Raw genomic sequence first — 18,471 nt, forward strand, 5'->3', positions numbered from 1 at the left:
GGGTCAGATCATTCAGTCAATTTCATGTACGCAAAGCAGAATGATAGATAACAGAAATGAGACTCTGTATCACTAAATGCACAAATCATCTAATTTAGTGCGGATAGATTTAAGCTCACCATCCCAACTTAATCTGATTTCGTGTAATATGCCCGTTTTTTAAGTCGTGAGAAAAGAGAACGTCGATGCAAAATAACATGCCAGACATTGCACACAGTGCTAGTGCGTTACAAACGGGAACTTTAGACTGGGTAGGCATGGGTAACATAGAGTTGCCTTTAGTATTAGAAAGCAAAGGCCTAAATCAAGTTACTGTTACAGCCAAAGCCGATGCTTTTGTTAATTTGCAAAAAGAAGACGCAAAAGGCATTCACATGTCACGCCTCTTTCTTGCTCTTGACACGCTTTCTTGTGAGCAAATACTTACACCAAAAACTCTAAAACAGTTGTTAGATAACTTTTTAAGTACGCATAACGACTTAAGTACAGGTGCAAAAGTAACACTACAGTTTGAATTGCCTATCAGACGCCCTTCGCTTTTAAGTAAAAAAATGGGATGGAAATCATACCCAATTACCCTTGATGCGACGTTGATAAACGGTATTTACAAGCTAGAACTGGCGCTTGACGTTGCTTACTCGTCTACTTGCCCCTGTTCAGCTGCACTGTCTCGTCAACTGATCCAAAACGCTTTCCAACAAGCTTTTGATGGTAAACAATTAGATTTCCATAGTGTGCATGACTGGCTAGGTAGCACAGAAGGGATCGTTGCAACCCCCCACTCTCAGCGCTCGATTGCAAATATAAAAGTTAAGCTCACAGATAATAGTAGTGAGTTTGAGATTTTAGATCTGATCGAATTGGTTGAAAACGAGTTAAAAACTCCTGTTCAAGCCGCAGTAAAACGAGAAGATGAACAAGAATTTGCGCGCCTTAACGGCCAAAACCTAATGTTTTGTGAAGATGCAGCGAGGAAGTTAAAAGCATTGCTAAACCAGCAAACTTATTTAGATTTCTACGTTAAAATCAACCATTACGAATCCCTTCACGCCCATGATGCTGTAGCTTATGCCGTGAAAGGGGTTGAAGACGGCTACAACGTTTAATTATAGCAATTGGTATTAGAGCCGCTCCGTTGACTACTATTATTAATCAGAGCTAGATAGCTCTGATTAATCTCCTCCCATACACAACGAAGTAAGTGCTGTATTACCGTAAGTTATCCACTCAACGGTGGGCACGGTTTAATTTGCGAATAAACTGCTCGACGAGCACTTCTTGGTTTTCTAAAGCCTGCTCTGTATTTTTCATCGTTTCATGCGTCTTGCGCGCACTTTTCATAGACTCATCCGCAAGACCTGAAATTGTCACTGCATTTGCGTTCAGCTCATTAGAAACACTCGACATCTCTTCTGTCGATGTCGCAATTTGATAGTTCAAACCTGATATTTCATTTACTATTGTGTTGATCGTTTCAAGGCTCACTTTAGTGCCTTCTGCCTTTACTACACATTCAGAAGAACGCTCTACTCCACTTTGAATTGCAGTAACTGCCCTCTCTGCTCGTTGCCTCAGATCGGCAATAATACCATTAATCTCGGTTGTCGAATCTTGTGTCCTTTGCGCAAGCGCCCTTACCTCATCAGCAACAACCGCAAACCCTCTGCCTTGTTCACCTGCACGTGCAGCCTCGATAGCAGCATTTAAAGCGAGTAAGTTGGTTTGCTCGGAGATCCCACGGATCACGTCGACAACCCCTTCAATGTTAACCGTTTGCGCATTAAGATCTTCTATATCTTTTTGAGTGCGAGATAGCTCTTCCGATAAAGCATAATTATTCTCCATATTGTCATCAACGGCTTTGTTGCCTCTCACAACGGATTCAAGCGCCGCTTCGGATTGCTGCGCTGCATTGTTAGTATTAGAGGCTATTTCACCAATCGAAACAGACATCTGATTAATTGCTGTTGCTAAGGAGCCGGTTTGCGCTTGCTGTCGATTTAAAATATCAGAACTCGTTTTGCATTCTTGCATCGTTTTGGTTGCGTATTCTGAAACGGTGGCACTAGCATCTTTAACACGCCCAAGCACAGCCCGAAGCTCGGATTCTCTAGCGAGTAAAGCAAGCTCTATAGATGCAACATCATTAACCTTATTGAGATACACTTTTTGCATCAGAGGGTTATCGTATACTTTTTTTGCTTTTTCGCTGAGCGACCGCACTGGAGCAAGGCGAGAATAAGTAATAAATAAAACAGCAAGAGTAAGCAGAGTTTCAGCGAGGTAATTCCAAGGTGATGATAAAGCTGAGATCAACATGGTTAAGGCATAGAAAACAATTATTATTGCCATCATTTGAGCTGACAAAGACCAAGAAGCTCGAGTAAATTTACTTGGTGATACACCATTATTTAAATCGGCATAGATGCTCTCTGCGCGGTTGACAACTTCCCGGCTTGGCTTTGTCCTCACTGATTGATATTCGACAATCTTACCGGATGCATCTTTAATAGGAGTGACAAAAGCATTAACCCAATAGTGATCACCATTCTTGCAGCGGTTTTTAACCATTCCCATCCAAGGTTTACCCGCTTCAATATAATCCCATAGGTTCTTGAAAGCGGCTTTAGGCATTGTTGGATGCCTAACGATATTGTGAGGCTTCCCCTCTAACTCGCTAAGTGAAAACCCTGCAACTTCACAAAACTGTGAATTCGCATACTTTATCTGACCTTTTACATTTGTCGTTGAAAGTAGATTATAAGAACTTGGATAATCATTCTCTTTTCCTGTGTAATCAGCTCTGCCTTTTGTCATAGCTTACTCTCGATTTAAAAGGGCAATAAATAATAAATTATCACTTTCTTAAAAATCGTCAGAAATTTCACCAAAAGACAGATTGAGATCATAGTGAAATATGATTTGATACCAATATGCTTATTTAAGTGCTCTATTTTGAGGCGAGAAAATCTTGCCTTATTATCATCAGATTTACTCTTTTAAAGTGAGCAAGTACTAAGGAAAATTGGTATGAATACTTAACGAACAACAGAAAGTTAATATAAAAACTAGCAGAATTCTGAACTTAAACAACAATGAAAGGAAAATATGAACATTTTTATGATGAGAGTAGAATACAGAAAGTAAGTGGCGTCCCCTAGGGGATTCGAACCCCTGTTACCGCCGTGAAAGGGCGGTGTCCTAGGCCTCTAGACGAAGGGGACGCAGAATTTTTTGCAAATCTCAGACTTGCTATTTCTGTGTCACTAGGACTTTATTTAGCTGTTTATTCTCTTGCTAACCGAGTTACTTACCAAAGTAAGTGGCGTCCCCTAGGGGATTCGAACCCCTGTTACCGCCGTGAAAGGGCGGTGTCCTAGGCCTCTAGACGAAGGGGACACAGATGTGTCACTAGGACTTGATTTAGCTGTTTATTCTCTCGCTAACCGAGTTACCTACCAAAGTAAGTGGCGTCCCCTAGGGGATTCGAACCCCTGTTACCGCCGTGAAAGGGCGGTGTCCTAGGCCTCTAGACGAAGGGGACGCAGAAATTGTTTTGCAAATCACCGATTTGCTATTTCTGTGTTAGATGAGACCGAGCCTGCGAGGCGAGTGGCCCTATCAAAAACAGAAAGTTTTCTGTGTCACTAGGACTTGATTTAGCTGTTTATTCTCTCGCTAACCGAGTTACCTACCAAAGTAAGTGGCGTCCCCTAGGGGATTCGAACCCCTGTTACCGCCGTGAAAGGGCGGTGTCCTAGGCCTCTAGACGAAGGGGACACAGATGTGTCACTAGGACTTTATTTAGCTGTTTATTCTCTTGCTAACCGAGTTACTTACCAAAGTAAGTGGCGTCCCCTAGGGGATTCGAACCCCTGTTACCGCCGTGAAAGGGCGGTGTCCTAGGCCTCTAGACGAAGGGGACGCAGAATTTTTTGCAAACCTCAGACTTGCTATTTCTGTGTCACTAGGACTTTATTTAGCTGTTTATTCTCTCGCTAACCGAGTTACTTACCAAAGTAAGTGGCGTCCCCTAGGGGATTCGAACCCCTGTTACCGCCGTGAAAGGGCGGTGTCCTAGGCCTCTAGACGAAGGGGACACAATAACAAACAACTTCGCACTCGAGGCGTTGCCATTTGAATTATGTACTAGGACATATGCACTAACGATAAATTGGTGGAGCTAGACGGGATCGAACCGTCGACCTCTTGCATGCCATGCAAGCGCTCTCCCAGCTGAGCTATAGCCCCATAATAGTCAGACTTGAACTGCTAGCCTGTATCGCTGAGTGCGGGGCGCATTCTATGCAGGAGCAAAAATAAAGTCAACAACTTTTATGAAAGTTTTTTCTAACTGATTCATTTTAAATCAAGAAGCGTAGAATATAACCAAACAGCTCCCCTTTGCAAGCCTAACACCTTGAATTGGATTATTTATTACACAATTTAAAACGCATAGTTACCGCACCTCTGCCTTTTTGTTTTAAATCCAATTAGGCCAGAGTGATTTACGGCTCTTTTCTTACTTCCGCATGGTATCCAACCCTGCTTAATTTCGCGCTATAACATGCAAAGCTCAGCAACTCATTTTCCCCCAAATAAGATGATTCTAGGACCAAAAATATAAGCCCCCTCACCTCTTCTATAATGAAGAGCTTAAAGCATTGAGCATAAAAACATCATACAGTATAGTTTTTTAAAGTTAAGTGTTGACTCTTTTCAAACTAAACCTATAATACCGCCCCACAACGGCAGACGACGTTGTAATACAATTTGGGTTGTTAGCTCAGTTGGGAGAGCATCGCCCTTACAAGGCGAGGGTCACTGGTTCAAGTCCAGTACAACCCACCATAACTCTATTCAAGAGTATAAATTGAAACACAATTTGGGTTGTTAGCTCAGTTGGGAGAGCATCGCCCTTACAAGGCGAGGGTCACTGGTTCAAGTCCAGTACAACCCACCATAACTCTATTCAAGAGCATAAATTGAAACACAATATGGGTTGTTAGCTCAGTTGGGAGAGCATCGCCCTTACAAGGCGAGGGTCACTGGTTCAAGTCCAGTACAACCCACCATAACTCTATTCAAGAGTATAAATTGAAACACAATTTGGGTTGTTAGCTCAGTTGGGAGAGCATCGCCCTTACAAGGCGAGGGTCACTGGTTCAAGTCCAGTACAACCCACCACTTCTACTCTTAGATTAGAATTGGACATTAAACTCTATTCAAGAGTATAAATTGAAATACAATTTGGGTTGTTAGCTCAGTTGGGAGAGCATCGCCCTTACAAGGCGAGGGTCACTGGTTCAAGTCCAGTACAACCCACCACTTTATTCTTTATTAGATAGAGTGGTTGATGTAAAGCATCGCACTAAGCCTGAGCAAGGCAAGGGTCACTGGTTCAAGTCCAGTACAACCCACCATCACTCTATTCAAGAGTATAAATTGAAACACAATTTGGGTTGTTAGCTCAGTTGGGAGAGCATCGCCCTTACAAGGCGAGGGTCACTGGTTCAAGTCCAGTACAACCCACCACTTTATTTTCTAGATAGAGTGGCCGATACAAAACATCACGCTAAGTCTAAGCAAGGCTAAAACCACAACTTTAAATCTAGTACAAGACACTTTTTCACTTTATTTATAGTCATTGTTACTTGTCATATACTCAAACAGCACATCAAACTGAATCAATTTAAAACTGCCATAAAGTCCATAGAAACAACCTCGTTTTTCTCATTTATTAACTAATTAGTTACTCTACTAAGCCTCCCAAATTTTGGTTATACCCTTAACTATTTTGCCACTAACCCCAGTAAATAGTTGGGATAAGCTAAATAGACTAACCTACTAAAAATGAGTTAATTTTTGTTTTCAAAACTACACCTAAGTACTAGACTAGAAGCAAAGCCATTGTCTAAAAATTGTTTCTATGTCAGCTCCATCTATTCAAAATGCCAAAATGTTAATCGTTGAAGATCAACCATTAGCATTGAGCTATATGAAACAATCTTTAGAACAGTTAGATTTCAGAAATTTAAAATTTGCAGAGAGTGCAGACAGTGCAAAGGAGCTTTGTACCATCAATAAGTTTGATCTCATCGTATGCTCTTTTGGTTTAGCAAAAAAGCAAAATGGCTATCAATTTTACGAAGAGCTACGCTCCAAACAGTTAATTCGCTCAAGTACCGCTTTTATTTTTATTTCTTCTGAAACTAGCCCCGAGTTAGTCCATAGTATTATCGAACTTCAACCTGATGACTTTTTAGTTAAGCCCTTTTCAATAAAAGAGCTACAAAACCGTATAGAACGAGTTTTAAAGCGTAAACAAGCTTTAAGGCATATAAACTTGCTTGTAGACGACAAGAACTACTCAAAGGCCTTAAAAGCGCTAGATCTAGAACTAGACAACAAAGATCATAACTACACTTCCCTACTCCTAAAGCTAAAAGGAGAACTTTTACTCAGACTCAATCAATTAGAAGAGGCAAAGTCTTTTTATAAGTCGGTTTTGGCTCTGCAAAAGTTTACATGGGCAAAGCTAGGCTTGGTCGAGGCGCTCATTACCAACAATGAAGATGTTATCGCTCAAAAGATGTTGAAAACCTTAATCGAGCGACCGGAAACTCGTCTTCCTGCGCTCGATTTATTGAGCAAACTCGAAATAAAGCTAAACCAATATGAGAATGCCCAACAATTGTTAGAGCAAGCAATTGAGATGGCACCTAGAAATATAAATAGACAACAGTCACTTGGTCGAGTTGCGCAAATTAATCACGACTATGAAGCCAGCTATAAAGCACATAAAGATATAGCAAGTTTCGCGCGCTACTCGATCCATGACAAACCAGAAGTGTATCTGAACGCCGCACGAGCAGGAATAGACTTTGCTCTAAGTACCGATCAATCAGACCAAGTCACTCGTCTCACAAGGCAAACGCAACAATACCTGAGTGATTTAAAACAGCAATTTCCAAACGCACAAACCCAAGCGCAAATCGATGTCCTCAACGCCCGCGTCCATTATCTAAAAGATGAGCATAAAAAAGCGAAACAACTGCTAGAACAGTTAGAAGATGAACCCGTTATTCGCTCGGTAGATTCCACTTTAGACAAAGCAAAAGCACTACATGAGGTGGGGTTAAACCACAAAGCTCAGGAGCTATTTAGTCAAGTCATTGCACACTGTGAACGCCATAACTCAAGCGCAGATCCCATCACAATGCACTATCTATATCAGCAGCAGCAAGAGAAAAAAGAGATCACCATGGGCCCAAGAGAGCTCAATAACCATGCGGTCACACAGTTTAACAAAGGACAATATGAAACCGCTTTGGAGGCATTCACTCAAGCATTTAGAATTATGCCTAAAAACTTGGGAATAGCGCTGAATTTACTACAATGTATGAGTGATAGTTGCGCTAAGTCAGGAAGTACATTTAATTCCAATTTAGCAAAGCGTTGTACTACCTTGCTAAATCAGTCTGAGTTGGATAGTGAACAGCAGATCCGCTACGGTAAACTCAAAGCTAAACTAAATGAAATGAAACTCGACTTTGAGTAATCACTTGTTTATCGCAATTGAGCTATTTCTTTTCCATCGCAAGGGCATTAACACAATAACGCAGTCCACTTGGCTCAGGGCCGTCGGGGAATACGTGACCTAAGTGGCTATCACACACGTTACAAGTGATTTCGACGCGCGTCATTCCATGACTCTTATCGCCATGATACGCAACCGCTTCCACTGCTGCAGGCTGTGTAAACGAGGGCCAGCCAGAGCCACTATCAAACTTTTCTTCGGCATCGAATAACAACTCGCCACAGCATACACAGTAGTATTTACCAGGTTCAAAAAGCTGACAACTTTGTGAGCTAAACGGGCGTTCAGTCCCCTTTTTCCTGGTGATCATGTAAATTTCTGGAGCAAGCTCTGATTGCCATTGCTGGTCCGATTTTTCAACTCTGCGAGGAGCAACAGGATTACCATTTCTGGCAAAGTTTAGTATATCTAACCACTTTAACATCTCAATTCTCTCTCTTGTTTACTTCTGTCTTTTGCTCTTCAACAGGAAGTGGCCAATCGCCAAAAAAGCAGCTTAGATAGCGACTTTTAATTAAATATAAAAGTACCCAACTCACCAACACAATTTGTACGGCAATATAAGGAGAAAAACTATAATGGGTTTTCCCAGCTTGCAGGATCAACCACGCTAAATCGAGTACCGCTGTTAATATAAGTGGCAAACGCATATAACGCCAGACGGCAGCGAGCTTTGGAGAGCTTGTTGGTCGCCTAAGAGAAAACACAACGGTTGGTATGAGCGCGATACAAGCGATCCCTGTCGCGACAAAAAAGTGAAACTTAGACTCAAAGAATAACGACATCAAATCCAAGTCTGGGCGTCTCGCAAGTGCAGAAAACACCCAAATAAGCAACGGGCGGAGCAACACAACCAGCGCTAAATTAAAAGCGATAGGCGTACGATAAACGCCATATTTATCCCAGTATTCAGGGCCGTATCGTGTTACTGATTTCATTTTACTACTCGTATTTGTTTAACAGTGCAATCAGCGCCTCTTCATCGAACACCTCAACACCTAGCTCTTGTGCCTTAGTTAGCTTAGAGCCTGCTTTTTCGCCGGCATAAACTGCATCCGTATTTTTCGACACACTACCCGCGACCTTAGCACCAAGCGCTTGCAATCTCGCTTTAGCATCGTTGCGGTTCAATTGGCTCAAGGTTCCAGTCAACACATAAGTTAGCCCTGCTAAAGGTTGTGTATCCTCTGACGGTGCTGCCACATCTTGCCAAGTTACACCCACTTCAATCAATGCAGTTACCACCTCTTGATTGTGCTGCTCGGCAAAAAAGCTATGAATGTGCTGCGCAACAACAACACCAACATCACTTACTTGCTGTAGAGTATCAATGGAGGCGGCCATCACTTTTTCAAGCGTCAGGAAGTGATTTGCCAAGTTTTGTGCTGTCGCTTCACCGACTTCTCTGATCCCAAGCGAATACAAAAATTTGGCTAACGTTGTTTGCTTTGCTTCTTCAAGTGCCGCAACCAAGTTTTTAGCAGACTTAGGTCCCATACGTTCAAGAGACTCAAAATGCCCTTGTCTTAAGATAAACAGATCGGCAGGGGTTTTGATTAGCTCGCGCTCAACTAACTGCTCAACTATTTTGTCGCCAAGGCCATCTATGTCGAGGGCCTTTCTCGATGCAAAGTGCTTAATTGCTTCTTTACGTTGTGCACGGCACACTAAACCGCCAGTACAACGCGCAACCGCTTCTCCTTCAACGCGTTCAACATGAGAATCACACACCGGACAAGTATCTGGGAACTCAATCTCTTTGGCATCATCTGGACGCCTATCTAACACGACCTGAGTTACCTGAGGGATCACATCCCCAGCTCGGCGTACAATAACGGTATCACCAATCTTTACACCTAAACGCGCAATTTCATCACCATTATGAAGCGTGGCATTCGATACCGTAACACCACCAACAAAAACAGGCTCTAAGCGTGCGACGGGCGTGATCGCCCCAGTACGACCGACCTGAAACTCAACATCAAGCAGCTGAGTGATCTCTTCTTGTGCAGGGAACTTAAATGCAATCGCCCAGCGCGGCGCACGAGCAACAAAACCAAGCTGCTCTTGCTGCGCTTTATCATTCACTTTGATCACTACGCCATCAATTTCATAGGGAAGCTCAGCACGGCGCGTCATGATATCTTGATAATAAGCCAAAGCTTGCTGTGCATTATCGACAAGCTTTGTCTCAGGGCTCATTGGCAAGCCCCAACCTTGTAATTGCTGTAGCTGCGCATAGTGCTCGTTGGCCAGCTCACCGCCTTCAACTAAACCCATAGAATAAGCATAAAACATCAACGGACGCTTAGCGGTGATTTTTGAGTCTAATTGACGTAAACTTCCCGCTGCCGCATTTCTTGGGTTTGCAAAGGTCTTATCACCTTTCGCTTGTGCCGTTTCATTTAGCTTAATGAAACCCGCAGTATCCATAAAAACTTCACCACGCACTTCTACTTCATGCGGAATATGTTCTCCACGCAGTTTCAGCGGAATATTGCGAATGGTTTTGACGTTCTCAGTGATGTTTTCCCCAACTTGACCATCTCCCCTTGTCGCCGCTTGAACGAGCACACCATCACGATACAAAATAGACACAGCCAAGCCATCGAGCTTTGGTTCACAGCAAAAAGTAACATCTTTACTTGTCAATAGGCGCTCTTTTAAACGGCGATTAAATGCCGTAAATTCACTTTCGTCGAAGGCATTATCGAGCGACAACATAGGTACTCTGTGTGTTACTTGCTCAAACTTGCTAAGCGCTTCACCACCCACTTTCTGCGATGGGGAATCCGGACTTTGTAACTCAGGATGCTGCTGCTCAAGCACCATCAACTGGCGCATTACACGATCATATTCCGCATCAGGCACACTTGGGTTATCTAAAACATAATATTGGTAATTGTAATCTTCGAGTTGCTGCCTCAGAGCAGCAACTTGGCTTTCAATGTTGTCTGACATTTAAACCTCTAAACGTAAAAAGCCACCAGCGGATGCCAGTGGCTTAAAAATAATTCTAAGTAGCGATTAAGCGGCGAATTCACGCACTTTTTCAACATAACCGCGCACGGCTTCAACCGTTAACGGTTCGCGGTCTTTATCAAGTACAGTTGCGCCAAACTCTTCAGCTAGTTTTTTCGATGCACTGTGAAGCATATTAAATGCAGCCAAGTTATCGCCTTCACAAGGTAAGGTCATAAATAGGCTAATGCCAGCGGTGCTAAATTGCTCCATGTTATCGATATCAAACGTACCTGGGTTGTACATGTTTACCAATCTAAATAACACAGGACCGTTTCCGGACGGCTCTAAATGGCGATTGAAGAAGCCCTCATCAGAATATTTAAATCCAAGGCTTAACACGGTTGGTAACAACCTTGAACCTGCCATTTTCAGGCCTTCAGGCATATCAACGTGAAGAATAATAAAGTCTTGTGGCTCTAATGTACTCTCTTCAGGCTCAGCCTCTTCAGATCCACTGCTCTCAGTTTGCACCTCAGTTTCAGACTCTTCCGTCGTTATAATGCCCTCAGTCGCAGGCTCGTCATCTACCGCACTAAAGGTCATCTCTCCAATTTCAGGTTCGTCAGGCTCTTTATCGTGATTCGGCGTTTGCTCTTTGAGTTCATTGGGCTCCTTTTTAGAAGCTTTATCGCTGCTCTTCTTACGAACAGACCAAAGTCCATGTATGAGTAACCCGCCTATGACCAACGCACTGATCACGATTAATGCCCATCTTAACTCTGTGGCCATTGCTCACCTTTTTTGTTGTTATGCCTGTGCCATTTGCACCGCTTGTTCTATATCTACGGCAACCATGCGCGACACCCCGGGTTCTGCCATGGTTACCCCCGTCAGTCTACCCGCCATTTCCATAGCGACCTTGTTATGACTGATATAAATAAATTGCACTGTTTGCGACATTTCTTCAACCAAACGACAAAATCGCCCTACGTTTGCGTCATCAAGCGGTGCATCTACTTCATCCAGCATACAGAATGGGGCTGGATTAAGCCTGAATATTGAAAACACCAATGATAATGCGGTCAGCGCTTTTTCTCCACCACTTAACAGATGAATTGTCGAGTTTTTCTTACCAGGCGGCCTTGCCATGATAGAAACACCACTTTCAAGCAGGTCATCGCTAGTCAATTCTAGATATGCATTCCCCCCACCAAACACTTTAGGAAACAACTCGGCTAAATCTTCATTCACTTGATTAAAGGTGGCACTAAAGCGGGTTTTGGTCTCTTTATCAATTTTTCTGATCACCGCTTCTAACGTTTCTAACGCATTAGTGAGATCATCCAGCTGTGTATCTAAATAGGTTTTACGTGCCTTCGCTTCTTCAAACTCTTCAATTGCGGCTAAGTTTACAGCCCCTAACTTACCAAGATCATTACTGACTCGACTCAAATTGGCTTGATACTGGCCCAAGTTTGCGTCTTCAGGTAATTGCGCCAGCTCCGCTTTTAGCGTCCGACCAAGCTCCTGCAAAGGTTCAAGTGCCGCTTGCGCCTTTATCATCAAGCTTTGCTCTTCAAGTTTCACTTGTTGCAAAGACTCATTGAGTTTACTCACTTCGCCTTGTGCATCTTTTAATGCCTCTTGTTTTTGGGAGAGGTTTTCCTTGGCTTGGTTAAGCGTATCCAACATCGTTTGCTTTTGCGCCTTGGCTTCTAGATGTTGGGAGAGCAATAATTCAATGTCTTCATGTGCCTCCGCGAGCGGCTCTTCACAAAGCAAAATATCTTCTTGTGTTTGCTCAATGCGCTGATTTATTTCATCGCGGCGATGTTGCAAGTGTTCCAACTTAGAATTGCTGAGCTGTAGTTCACTTTCTGCCTGCTGCGACGCAAGTTTAGTGGTATGAACTAATTGCTGCGCATCTTGTAATGCGGCGCGTCGAGATTGACTATGTTGTTTAAACTCAGTCAACTTAGCCTCGGCTAGTTGTTGTGTTTGTTGTGCTTGCGCTAGTAACTCTTCACGTTGTAATTGCTGTTCAGTATAAAGTTCAAGTTGTTCAATGACCTCGCCTCGTTCTTGAGCAATGACATCAAGCTGTTCCTGAATTTTCTGTCCTTGCTCACGCCAAGCGCTCAGATTCTCATCCAGCATTTCAACTTTGGTTTTATGGCTGGCGATTGCTTGGGCCTTTTCGTGAACACATTGCTGTATTTCTAATAAACCAACTTGCGTGTCTTCAAGAGCAATACGCTTTTGTGCTACAACCTGTTCAGCCTCTTCTGCGAGTTGTTGCAAATGAGGAAGTTGAGTATGACATGACTGCAATTGGGCATAGCGTTTTAACGCGCCACTCTCTTCATTGCTTTTCGTCTTGGCCTTAAAGTTATCTCCCACAATAACGCCACCGACCGTCACGCCAAGAAGGAATTGTTCACACGATTTAAAGTCTGTAGATTCAGCACATAATTTTATTTTCGTTAAAAAGCTGGGGAACAGCCCTGAGCTTATTTTTGTCGCAACGGAATCAGCGGGAACTTCGAGTTCAGTGGGCCACAGCGTATTCATTTCGCGTTGCTCAACGACTAAATGCGTCAACCCAAGCAGTGCCGCCTCCACGCACTCTTCATACCCAGACTCAACAACAAGCTGCGATAACATAGTCGTAGCAGAAGTCTCCGACGTTTCCTCTGCCCAGCGTGATAACGCCTTTATTTCAGATTGCACTTCTTGTAACGCCTGAAGCGCTTTTTGAGCATGAGTCTGTGCCTGTAAGATTTCTTCTTTATTGGTTTTCTCTTGACCTTGCAACTTACCAGCTTGGCTTTGTAATTTAGCCATCGCTTGAACTAACTGATGATGTGCATCCTGAGCTTTAGCCAAGTCATTTTCCAACATAGATGCGTGATGCGCGTCAGCCTGTTCCTGCAACTCAGCCTGACGCTTATCTATGTGCAGTTTAGCTTGCTGTTGTTGCGCTAATTGGCTTGCCCCTTGCTGTACCTGAGCATGTATTTGTTGATACTGCTTCTGCGCGTCATTATACTGTGCTTCTAATTGAGTTTGCTCTGTGTCACTTTGCTCATTTGTGAGTTGAATTTCTTCCAATTGCAATAGCGCAATCTCAAGTCGCTCAGAAACTTCAGCGACTTTTTCAGCACTGCTCGCCACATACTCGGCTTGCTCGTCTTGCGCCTCAATCACTTCTTGCTGTTGTGATTTCAGTATTTGGGACTGCTCAATAAGCTGACGCTTTTTTTCAGTTAGATTGACCTTCTGTTGCTCAAGCGTTGCCAACTGGGTTTCAATTCGGTGCACGCTATGTTGTGCTTGCTCATAGCCATCATTGAAATGCTTAATTTCATGTTCTAGCGTCGCCAAAATGCTGTCATGGCCACTGTGAGCTTCATTAAAAAATGCTAATTTTTCGTTGAGTTTGGCAATTTCTTTGGCTTTTATTGCCTGCTTTTGCTCAAGGCTTTGCCACTTTAAAATTGCTATCCACGACTTTAAGTCACGCTCTTGCGACTTTAAAGACTTATATTCGCTCGCCTGTTGTGCTTGAAGTGCCAGTTTATCTAGCTGACTCTGTAGCTCTTGCCTAACATCGAGCAAACGCTCCATGTTTTCGCGGGTACTCTTGATCCGGGTTTGGGTTTCTCGTCGACGCTCTTTATATTTTGAAATTCCGGCGGCTTCTTCTAAAAAAACTCTTAACTCTTGCGGCTTACTTTCGATCAAGCGAGAGATCATCCCTTGCTCAATGATTGCATAACTGCGAGGACCTAGGCCAGTACCTAAAAAGATATCCGTGATATCGCGCTTACGGCACTTACTACCATTTAAAAAATAAAGAGATTGGCCATCTCGCGTCACTAAGCGCTTAATGGCAATTTGGTTACGATCTGCAAACGTGCCGGGCAACCGGCCTTGAGTATTATCAAAAATCAGTTCTACGGAAGCTTGCGAGATAGGTTTACGTTTGGTCGAACCGTTAAAAATAACGTCCGTCATGGCATCGCCACGGAGGTTTTTCGCAGAGCTTTCTCCCAGTACCCAGCGAACTGCATCAATAACATTAGACTTACCACAGCCGTTTGGCCCAACCACACATGTCATCTGGTCAGGAAACGGGATCTTGGTTGGCTCTACGAAAGATTTAAAGCCGGCCAGTTTGATGCTACTCAGTCGCATAGCTTATTATTATTGTTCGCGGTTACTTTTGAGAATAAGACAATTCATTAGTAAGATCTATGAGTTAGCAATGACAGCGTTTAATATTATCCAAAATGATCCCGGTAGCCATCGCCACATTCAATGATTCAGCACCACCAAACGCAGGAATAGTCACCTTTTTATTGATGTGCGCCGCTATGGTATCGCTAATACCATGAGACTCGCTGCCCATGACCAACACGGCATTACGACTAAATTGGCACTGATGTACGCTCTCACCACCAAGGAATGCACCATAGCACTCGCCTTGATATTGTTTTAAAAAGGCCTCGAGATCGGTTCTCACCACATTAACACGCACAAATGAGCCCATAGTGGCACTGATCACTTTAGGGTTAAATTGATCGGCGCAGTTTTCGCTCACCACAAGCTGCGTTAATCCATACCAATCAGCAAGACGAATAATGGTACCGAGATTACCCGGGTCTGAGACTCCATCTAATGCCAACACCAGCCCAGCAGTATTGATTTCTTCTGCTGGCGGCATTGCAACGACCGCTATCGCCGCATTATTTGATACCAAAGTACTCACCTTACTCAGCACATCTTCTTCTGCTTCTACACAGGCAATATTAACGAGTTTGGATTTATACTTTGTCATGAACTCACTGGTCGCGAACAGCTGTTCAACAGCCAACCCAGCATCAACTAACTCAATCACATTCTTCTCGCCTTGTACTAAATACAGGCCATGTTGCTTGCGATATTTTTTTTGCCCTAAAGCACGAAGTAGTTTTTGTTGATTCTTGGAGATCATGTGCACCTCAAAAGTTGGATTTACCATTATACCTGTTCAGTATCAGATAAAAAGCGTTTCCACGAGGCATTAAGCTAAGAAATTATGTTATCTTGTGCCGAATGACACACAAGGCATAGAGGTAATCATGTCACCTGAGCTAACGCTTATTTTACTCAACTTTATTCTCCTTTTTGTGGCCTACGTATTCGTTTACCCAAAGTTAAAAGAGAAAAGCCTCGCCAGTATCAGCAAACAAGATTTATTGGTTACTGCGGTTTCTTTAGTCGTGTCTGGAAGTTTGTACTATGGCAAGGGTATCGAATTTTCGTTAGTGCTTTTTAAGAGTAATTGGGTGGTGTTTACGATTGTCGCATTTAGCGTGATTGAAATCCCATTTTTACTGTGGTTTAAGCGTCGCTATAACATTAAGTTTGGAGAGTAATAGAGAGGTAGCTACGCCTCTCTATTCGATTATCACTCAGCTCGCTTCTCGCGACCAAGTAACGCCATTGCAGCTTCTTTCACATCTTTTTGCTCATAAAGCACTTGATAGATCTGCTCAGTGATCGGCATTTCAATACCAGTGCGTTTGGCAAGTAGATAAACTTCTTTGGTATTGCGATAGCCTTCGACCACCTGACCTATACTCGACATCGCCTCATCGACCGATTTTCCCGAGCCAAGCGCAAGACCAAAGCGGCGATTACGCGACTGGTTATCCGTACAAGTGAGAATGAGATCACCAAGCCCTGCCATACCCATAAAGGTTTCAGAGCGCGCGCCTAACGCACATCCTAAACGACAAAGTTCAGCGAGTCCTCGGGTGATAAGCGCCGTTCTGGCATTCGCACCAAAACCAAAGCCATCAGACATGCCCGCGCCAATTGCGATAACGTTTTTGACCGCACCGCCGAGCTGAATACCAATAAAGTCTTCGTTGCTATACACCCTAAACGAGCGACCGCAATGCAACAGCTCTGCGAGCTCTTCACGAAACTTTGCACAAATCGAAGACACTGAAATAGCAGTAGGTAATCCTGCGGCCATTTCTTTTGCAAAAGTAGGTCCACTTAGCACCGCCAGCGGCACATCGTCACCTAACACATCCAGTGCAACCTCTTGCAATAATCGCCCAGTATTTGGTTCGAGCCCCTTGGTTGCCCAAGCTACTTTTGCATTCTCAAGTAGCATAGGTTTAATCTTCTTTAAGGTGTCTGCAAACGCATGACTTGGCACAACCACCAAAATACGCTCGCTAGACTTAACAGCCGTTTCTAAATCGGCCTCAAGTTCAAGCGTGTTTGGAAACTGGATGTCAGGAAGATAACGTTGGTTTTTGCGCTCAGCTGCTAGCGCCTCAACGTGTTCGCTATTGCGTCCCCATAGTGTCACTTGGTGACCATTTCGGGCGAAACAAATAGCAAGGGCGGTGCCATAAGACCCCGCCCCCAATACAGTTACAGCTGATTTTGCTGTACTCATCAATTATGCGTCAGCAGTTTGCTCAGGCTGTGCTTGAGCCGCACGTTGCTGCATATACTGAGCGAATAATGCGTCAAAGTTAACTGGCGCAAGGTTTAACTGTGGGAAAGTACCACGGTTAACTAGGCTAGCTACCGCTTCACGCGCATATGGGAATAGGATGTTAGGGCAGAATGCGCCTAGCATGTGTGCCATTTGCATTTCTTCAAGATCTGCAATTGCAAAGATACCAGCTTGTTGGATTTCACATAGGAATGCAGTTTCTTCACCAATAGTTGCCGTTACCGTTAGCGCGAGAACAACTTCAAAAACGTTGTCATCAAGCTTTGCTGAACGTGTGTCCATGTCTAGCTTAACTTCTGGTGTCCACTCTTTTTGGAAGATACCTGGTGAGTTTGGCGTTTCAAACGATACATCTTTAGTATAGATACGTTGAATGTTGAACTGAGCGCCTTCTTGTTGTTGTTCTGCTGCTTGGTTTTGTTCTGCCATGATAATTTCCTAAATTCTGTTGTGATCCTGCTAGTTCCTAGCAGTCATTATAAAAAGTAAGCTGAGCCAAAGCTCAATCAATCTTATGCTTGTAATAGCTTATCGAGTTCGCCTTTCGCTTCAAGCGCCATAATATCGTCGCAACCACCAATATGGCGCTCAGCGATAAAGATTTGTGGCACGGTATAGCCACCGTTGGCTTTTTCGATCATCTCGTCACGAAGCTCTGGCTGTGCGCCAATATCATACTCAGTGTATGTGACACCTTTTGCATCTAATAGTGCTTTTGCACGATGACAAAATGGACAATAGTCTTTGGTGTAAATTACGACTTGGCTCATCATAGACCTCAGTTATTTTCCGTTAGAGATTGGTAAACCCGCACTTTGCCATGCGCCAATACCACCTGATAATACGTACACTTGCTCGAATCCAGCTTTGTGCATGTTATCAGCAACAGCAGATGCCGTCATACCTGTGTTACAGACCAATATAATGGGCTTAGATTTATGTTTTTCAAGACCAGCAAAATCTTTTTGCTTGAGTTTTTCCGCATTCACCTGCTCAGAACCTGCAATGTGACCTTGGTTAAACTCTTTTGCTGCACGCATATCGAGTACCTGACCATCTTGGCGGTTAACAAGCATAGTCAACTGCTGGGGGTTAATTTGTCTAATTTTAGAAAACTGACTCTTAAACCAACTACTCACTAACATCGCGGCTAACACAACCCAAATGATGCTAAGTACCGGATGGTTACCTAAAAACGCAACGTATTGTTCCATTAATTTATCAACCAAAAATTATTAAACGATAAAGTGGCAGCAAGTATACCTGCTTTATTCTCGACAAAACAGACTTGTTCAACATGAGCAAATATCAATCTCAAAGTTGATAATTCATCACTGTGGGGCTGAATATTCATACAAAAACAGGTATTCTACTTACCAGCAAC

General features: G+C 43.4%; 14 protein-coding genes and 13 tRNA genes. 9 read left to right on the plus strand and 18 right to left on the minus strand.

The genetic code is table 11. The annotated features are described in order from the left end of the window. Window positions 1-185: 185 nt before the first annotated feature. Window positions 186-1,106: a GTP cyclohydrolase FolE2 gene (gene folE2, locus L1271_RS16495; protein WP_102057492.1), complete on the plus strand. Its 921-nt coding sequence runs from the start codon at window positions 186-188 to the stop codon at window positions 1,104-1,106. A gap of 121 nt (window positions 1,107-1,227) precedes the next feature. Here folE2 and L1271_RS16500 read toward each other — a convergent pair whose 3' ends face one another. From L1271_RS16500 to L1271_RS16535, 8 genes are all read right to left on the minus strand, one after another. Next, window positions 1,228-2,817, minus strand: coding sequence for a methyl-accepting chemotaxis protein (locus tag L1271_RS16500; protein ID WP_174169731.1), 1,590 nt, complete (start codon window positions 2,815-2,817; stop codon window positions 1,228-1,230). A gap of 331 nt (window positions 2,818-3,148) precedes the next feature. Continuing rightward, window positions 3,149-3,224 (minus strand) — tRNA-Glu (locus L1271_RS16505). 99 nt (window positions 3,225-3,323) lie between these two features. After that, a tRNA-Glu gene (locus L1271_RS16510) sits at window positions 3,324-3,399 on the minus strand. A gap of 69 nt (window positions 3,400-3,468) precedes the next feature. After that, window positions 3,469-3,544, minus strand: a tRNA-Glu gene (locus tag L1271_RS16515). A gap of 160 nt (window positions 3,545-3,704) precedes the next feature. Further along, window positions 3,705-3,780 (minus strand) — tRNA-Glu (locus L1271_RS16520). 69 nt (window positions 3,781-3,849) lie between these two features. Further along, window positions 3,850-3,925, minus strand: a tRNA-Glu gene (locus L1271_RS16525). Between the two features lie 99 nt (window positions 3,926-4,024). Further along, window positions 4,025-4,100, minus strand: a tRNA-Glu gene (locus L1271_RS16530). 75 nt (window positions 4,101-4,175) lie between these two features. Next, window positions 4,176-4,251, minus strand: a tRNA-Ala gene (locus tag L1271_RS16535). A 524-nt stretch (window positions 4,252-4,775) separates the two neighbouring features. Between L1271_RS16535 and L1271_RS16540 the strand changes: the two genes are divergently transcribed. The 7 genes from L1271_RS16540 (at window position 4,776) to L1271_RS16570 (ending at window position 7,561) form a co-directional block, all read left to right on the plus strand. After that, window positions 4,776-4,851: transfer RNA gene (locus L1271_RS16540), tRNA-Val, on the plus strand. A gap of 36 nt (window positions 4,852-4,887) precedes the next feature. Next, a tRNA-Val gene (locus L1271_RS16545) sits at window positions 4,888-4,963 on the plus strand. A 36-nt stretch (window positions 4,964-4,999) separates the two neighbouring features. Then, window positions 5,000-5,075: transfer RNA gene (locus L1271_RS16550), tRNA-Val, on the plus strand. Window positions 5,076-5,111: 36 nt separating this feature from the next. After that, a tRNA-Val gene (locus L1271_RS16555) sits at window positions 5,112-5,187 on the plus strand. Window positions 5,188-5,252: 65 nt separating this feature from the next. Continuing rightward, window positions 5,253-5,328: transfer RNA gene (locus L1271_RS16560), tRNA-Val, on the plus strand. 131 nt (window positions 5,329-5,459) lie between these two features. Next, window positions 5,460-5,535: transfer RNA gene (locus tag L1271_RS16565), tRNA-Val, on the plus strand. A 394-nt stretch (window positions 5,536-5,929) separates the two neighbouring features. Beyond that, entirely contained in the window at window positions 5,930-7,561 is a 1,632-nt protein-coding gene (locus tag L1271_RS16570) for a tetratricopeptide repeat-containing response regulator (protein WP_102057494.1), read from the plus strand. Window positions 7,562-7,583: 22 nt separating this feature from the next. On the opposite strand, the gene msrB is transcribed toward L1271_RS16570, so the two are convergent. The 6 genes from msrB to L1271_RS16600 all read right to left on the minus strand — a co-directional run bounded on the left by msrB (window position 7,584) and on the right by L1271_RS16600 (window position 15,560). Then, window positions 7,584-8,024: a peptide-methionine (R)-S-oxide reductase MsrB gene (msrB, locus tag L1271_RS16575; protein WP_039491435.1), complete on the minus strand. Its 441-nt coding sequence runs from the start codon at window positions 8,022-8,024 to the stop codon at window positions 7,584-7,586. 1 nt (window position 8,025) lies between these two features. Then, complete coding sequence (locus L1271_RS16580; protein ID WP_045990300.1) at window positions 8,026-8,538, minus strand: DUF2919 domain-containing protein; 513 nt, start codon at window positions 8,536-8,538, stop codon at window positions 8,026-8,028. Between the two features lie 4 nt (window positions 8,539-8,542). Further along, window positions 8,543-10,561, minus strand: a complete 2,019-nt coding sequence (ligA, locus tag L1271_RS16585; RefSeq protein WP_235368312.1) for an NAD-dependent DNA ligase LigA — start codon at window positions 10,559-10,561, stop codon at window positions 8,543-8,545. 66 nt (window positions 10,562-10,627) lie between these two features. After that, window positions 10,628-11,353 carry a cell division protein ZipA gene (gene zipA, locus L1271_RS16590; RefSeq protein ID WP_174169728.1) on the minus strand — a complete coding sequence of 242 codons (726 nt, stop codon included), beginning with the start codon at window positions 11,351-11,353 and terminating at the stop codon, window positions 10,628-10,630. An 18-nt stretch (window positions 11,354-11,371) separates the two neighbouring features. Continuing rightward, window positions 11,372-14,761: an AAA family ATPase gene (locus L1271_RS16595; protein WP_235368313.1), complete on the minus strand. Its 3,390-nt coding sequence runs from the start codon at window positions 14,759-14,761 to the stop codon at window positions 11,372-11,374. A gap of 64 nt (window positions 14,762-14,825) precedes the next feature. Further along, window positions 14,826-15,560 carry a TrmH family RNA methyltransferase gene (locus L1271_RS16600; protein WP_205992050.1) on the minus strand — a complete coding sequence of 245 codons (735 nt, stop codon included), beginning with the start codon at window positions 15,558-15,560 and terminating at the stop codon, window positions 14,826-14,828. 127 nt (window positions 15,561-15,687) lie between these two features. Between L1271_RS16600 and L1271_RS16605 the strand changes: the two genes are divergently transcribed. Then, a complete protein-coding gene (locus tag L1271_RS16605; RefSeq protein ID WP_235368314.1) occupies window positions 15,688-15,984 on the plus strand; it encodes a hypothetical protein in 297 nt (98 codons plus the stop codon). Window positions 15,985-16,016: 32 nt separating this feature from the next. Here the strand turns inward: L1271_RS16605 and gpsA are convergent, their stop codons facing one another. The 4 genes from gpsA to L1271_RS16625 all read right to left on the minus strand — a co-directional run bounded on the left by gpsA (window position 16,017) and on the right by L1271_RS16625 (window position 18,301). Then, window positions 16,017-17,024: an NAD(P)H-dependent glycerol-3-phosphate dehydrogenase gene (gene gpsA, locus L1271_RS16610; RefSeq protein WP_010607583.1), complete on the minus strand. Its 1,008-nt coding sequence runs from the start codon at window positions 17,022-17,024 to the stop codon at window positions 16,017-16,019. 3 nt (window positions 17,025-17,027) lie between these two features. Further along, a complete protein-coding gene (gene secB / locus L1271_RS16615; protein WP_010607582.1) occupies window positions 17,028-17,516 on the minus strand; it encodes a protein-export chaperone SecB in 489 nt (162 codons plus the stop codon). Window positions 17,517-17,599: 83 nt separating this feature from the next. After that, window positions 17,600-17,857, minus strand: a complete 258-nt coding sequence (grxC, locus tag L1271_RS16620; protein ID WP_010607581.1) for a glutaredoxin 3 — start codon at window positions 17,855-17,857, stop codon at window positions 17,600-17,602. A 12-nt stretch (window positions 17,858-17,869) separates the two neighbouring features. Then, a complete protein-coding gene (locus tag L1271_RS16625) occupies window positions 17,870-18,301 on the minus strand; it encodes a rhodanese-like domain-containing protein (RefSeq protein ID WP_010378806.1) in 432 nt (143 codons plus the stop codon). Window positions 18,302-18,471: the final 170 nt, after the last annotated feature.

The organism is Pseudoalteromonas sp. OF5H-5 (assembly GCF_021530695.1).
Lineage (GTDB): Bacteria > Pseudomonadota > Gammaproteobacteria > Enterobacterales > Alteromonadaceae > Pseudoalteromonas.

Bases quoted from the DNA above. Each gene is read 5' to 3' on its own strand.
- L1271_RS16500 (WP_174169731.1), bottom strand. From the start codon at position 2,817: ATGACAAAAGGCAGAGCTGATTACACAGGAAAAGAGAATGATTATCCA.
- L1271_RS16570 (WP_102057494.1), top strand. From the start codon at position 5,930: ATGTCAGCTCCATCTATTCAAAATGCCAAAATGTTAATCGTTGAAGAT.
- gpsA (WP_010607583.1), bottom strand. From the start codon at position 17,024: ATGAGTACAGCAAAATCAGCTGTAACTGTATTGGGGGCGGGGTCTTAT.
- L1271_RS16605 (WP_235368314.1), top strand. From the start codon at position 15,688: ATGTCACCTGAGCTAACGCTTATTTTACTCAACTTTATTCTCCTTTTT.
- ligA (WP_235368312.1), bottom strand. From the start codon at position 10,561: ATGTCAGACAACATTGAAAGCCAAGTTGCTGCTCTGAGGCAGCAACTC.
- zipA (WP_174169728.1), bottom strand. From the start codon at position 11,353: ATGGCCACAGAGTTAAGATGGGCATTAATCGTGATCAGTGCGTTGGTC.
- folE2 (WP_102057492.1), top strand. From the start codon at position 186: ATGCAAAATAACATGCCAGACATTGCACACAGTGCTAGTGCGTTACAA.
- grxC (WP_010607581.1), bottom strand. From the start codon at position 17,857: ATGAGCCAAGTCGTAATTTACACCAAAGACTATTGTCCATTTTGTCAT.
- secB (WP_010607582.1), bottom strand. From the start codon at position 17,516: ATGGCAGAACAAAACCAAGCAGCAGAACAACAACAAGAAGGCGCTCAG.
- L1271_RS16625 (WP_010378806.1), bottom strand. From the start codon at position 18,301: ATGGAACAATACGTTGCGTTTTTAGGTAACCATCCGGTACTTAGCATC.
- L1271_RS16600 (WP_205992050.1), bottom strand. From the start codon at position 15,560: ATGATCTCCAAGAATCAACAAAAACTACTTCGTGCTTTAGGGCAAAAA.
- msrB (WP_039491435.1), bottom strand. From the start codon at position 8,024: ATGTTAAAGTGGTTAGATATACTAAACTTTGCCAGAAATGGTAATCCT.
- L1271_RS16580 (WP_045990300.1), bottom strand. From the start codon at position 8,538: ATGAAATCAGTAACACGATACGGCCCTGAATACTGGGATAAATATGGC.
- L1271_RS16595 (WP_235368313.1), bottom strand. From the start codon at position 14,761: ATGCGACTGAGTAGCATCAAACTGGCCGGCTTTAAATCTTTCGTAGAG.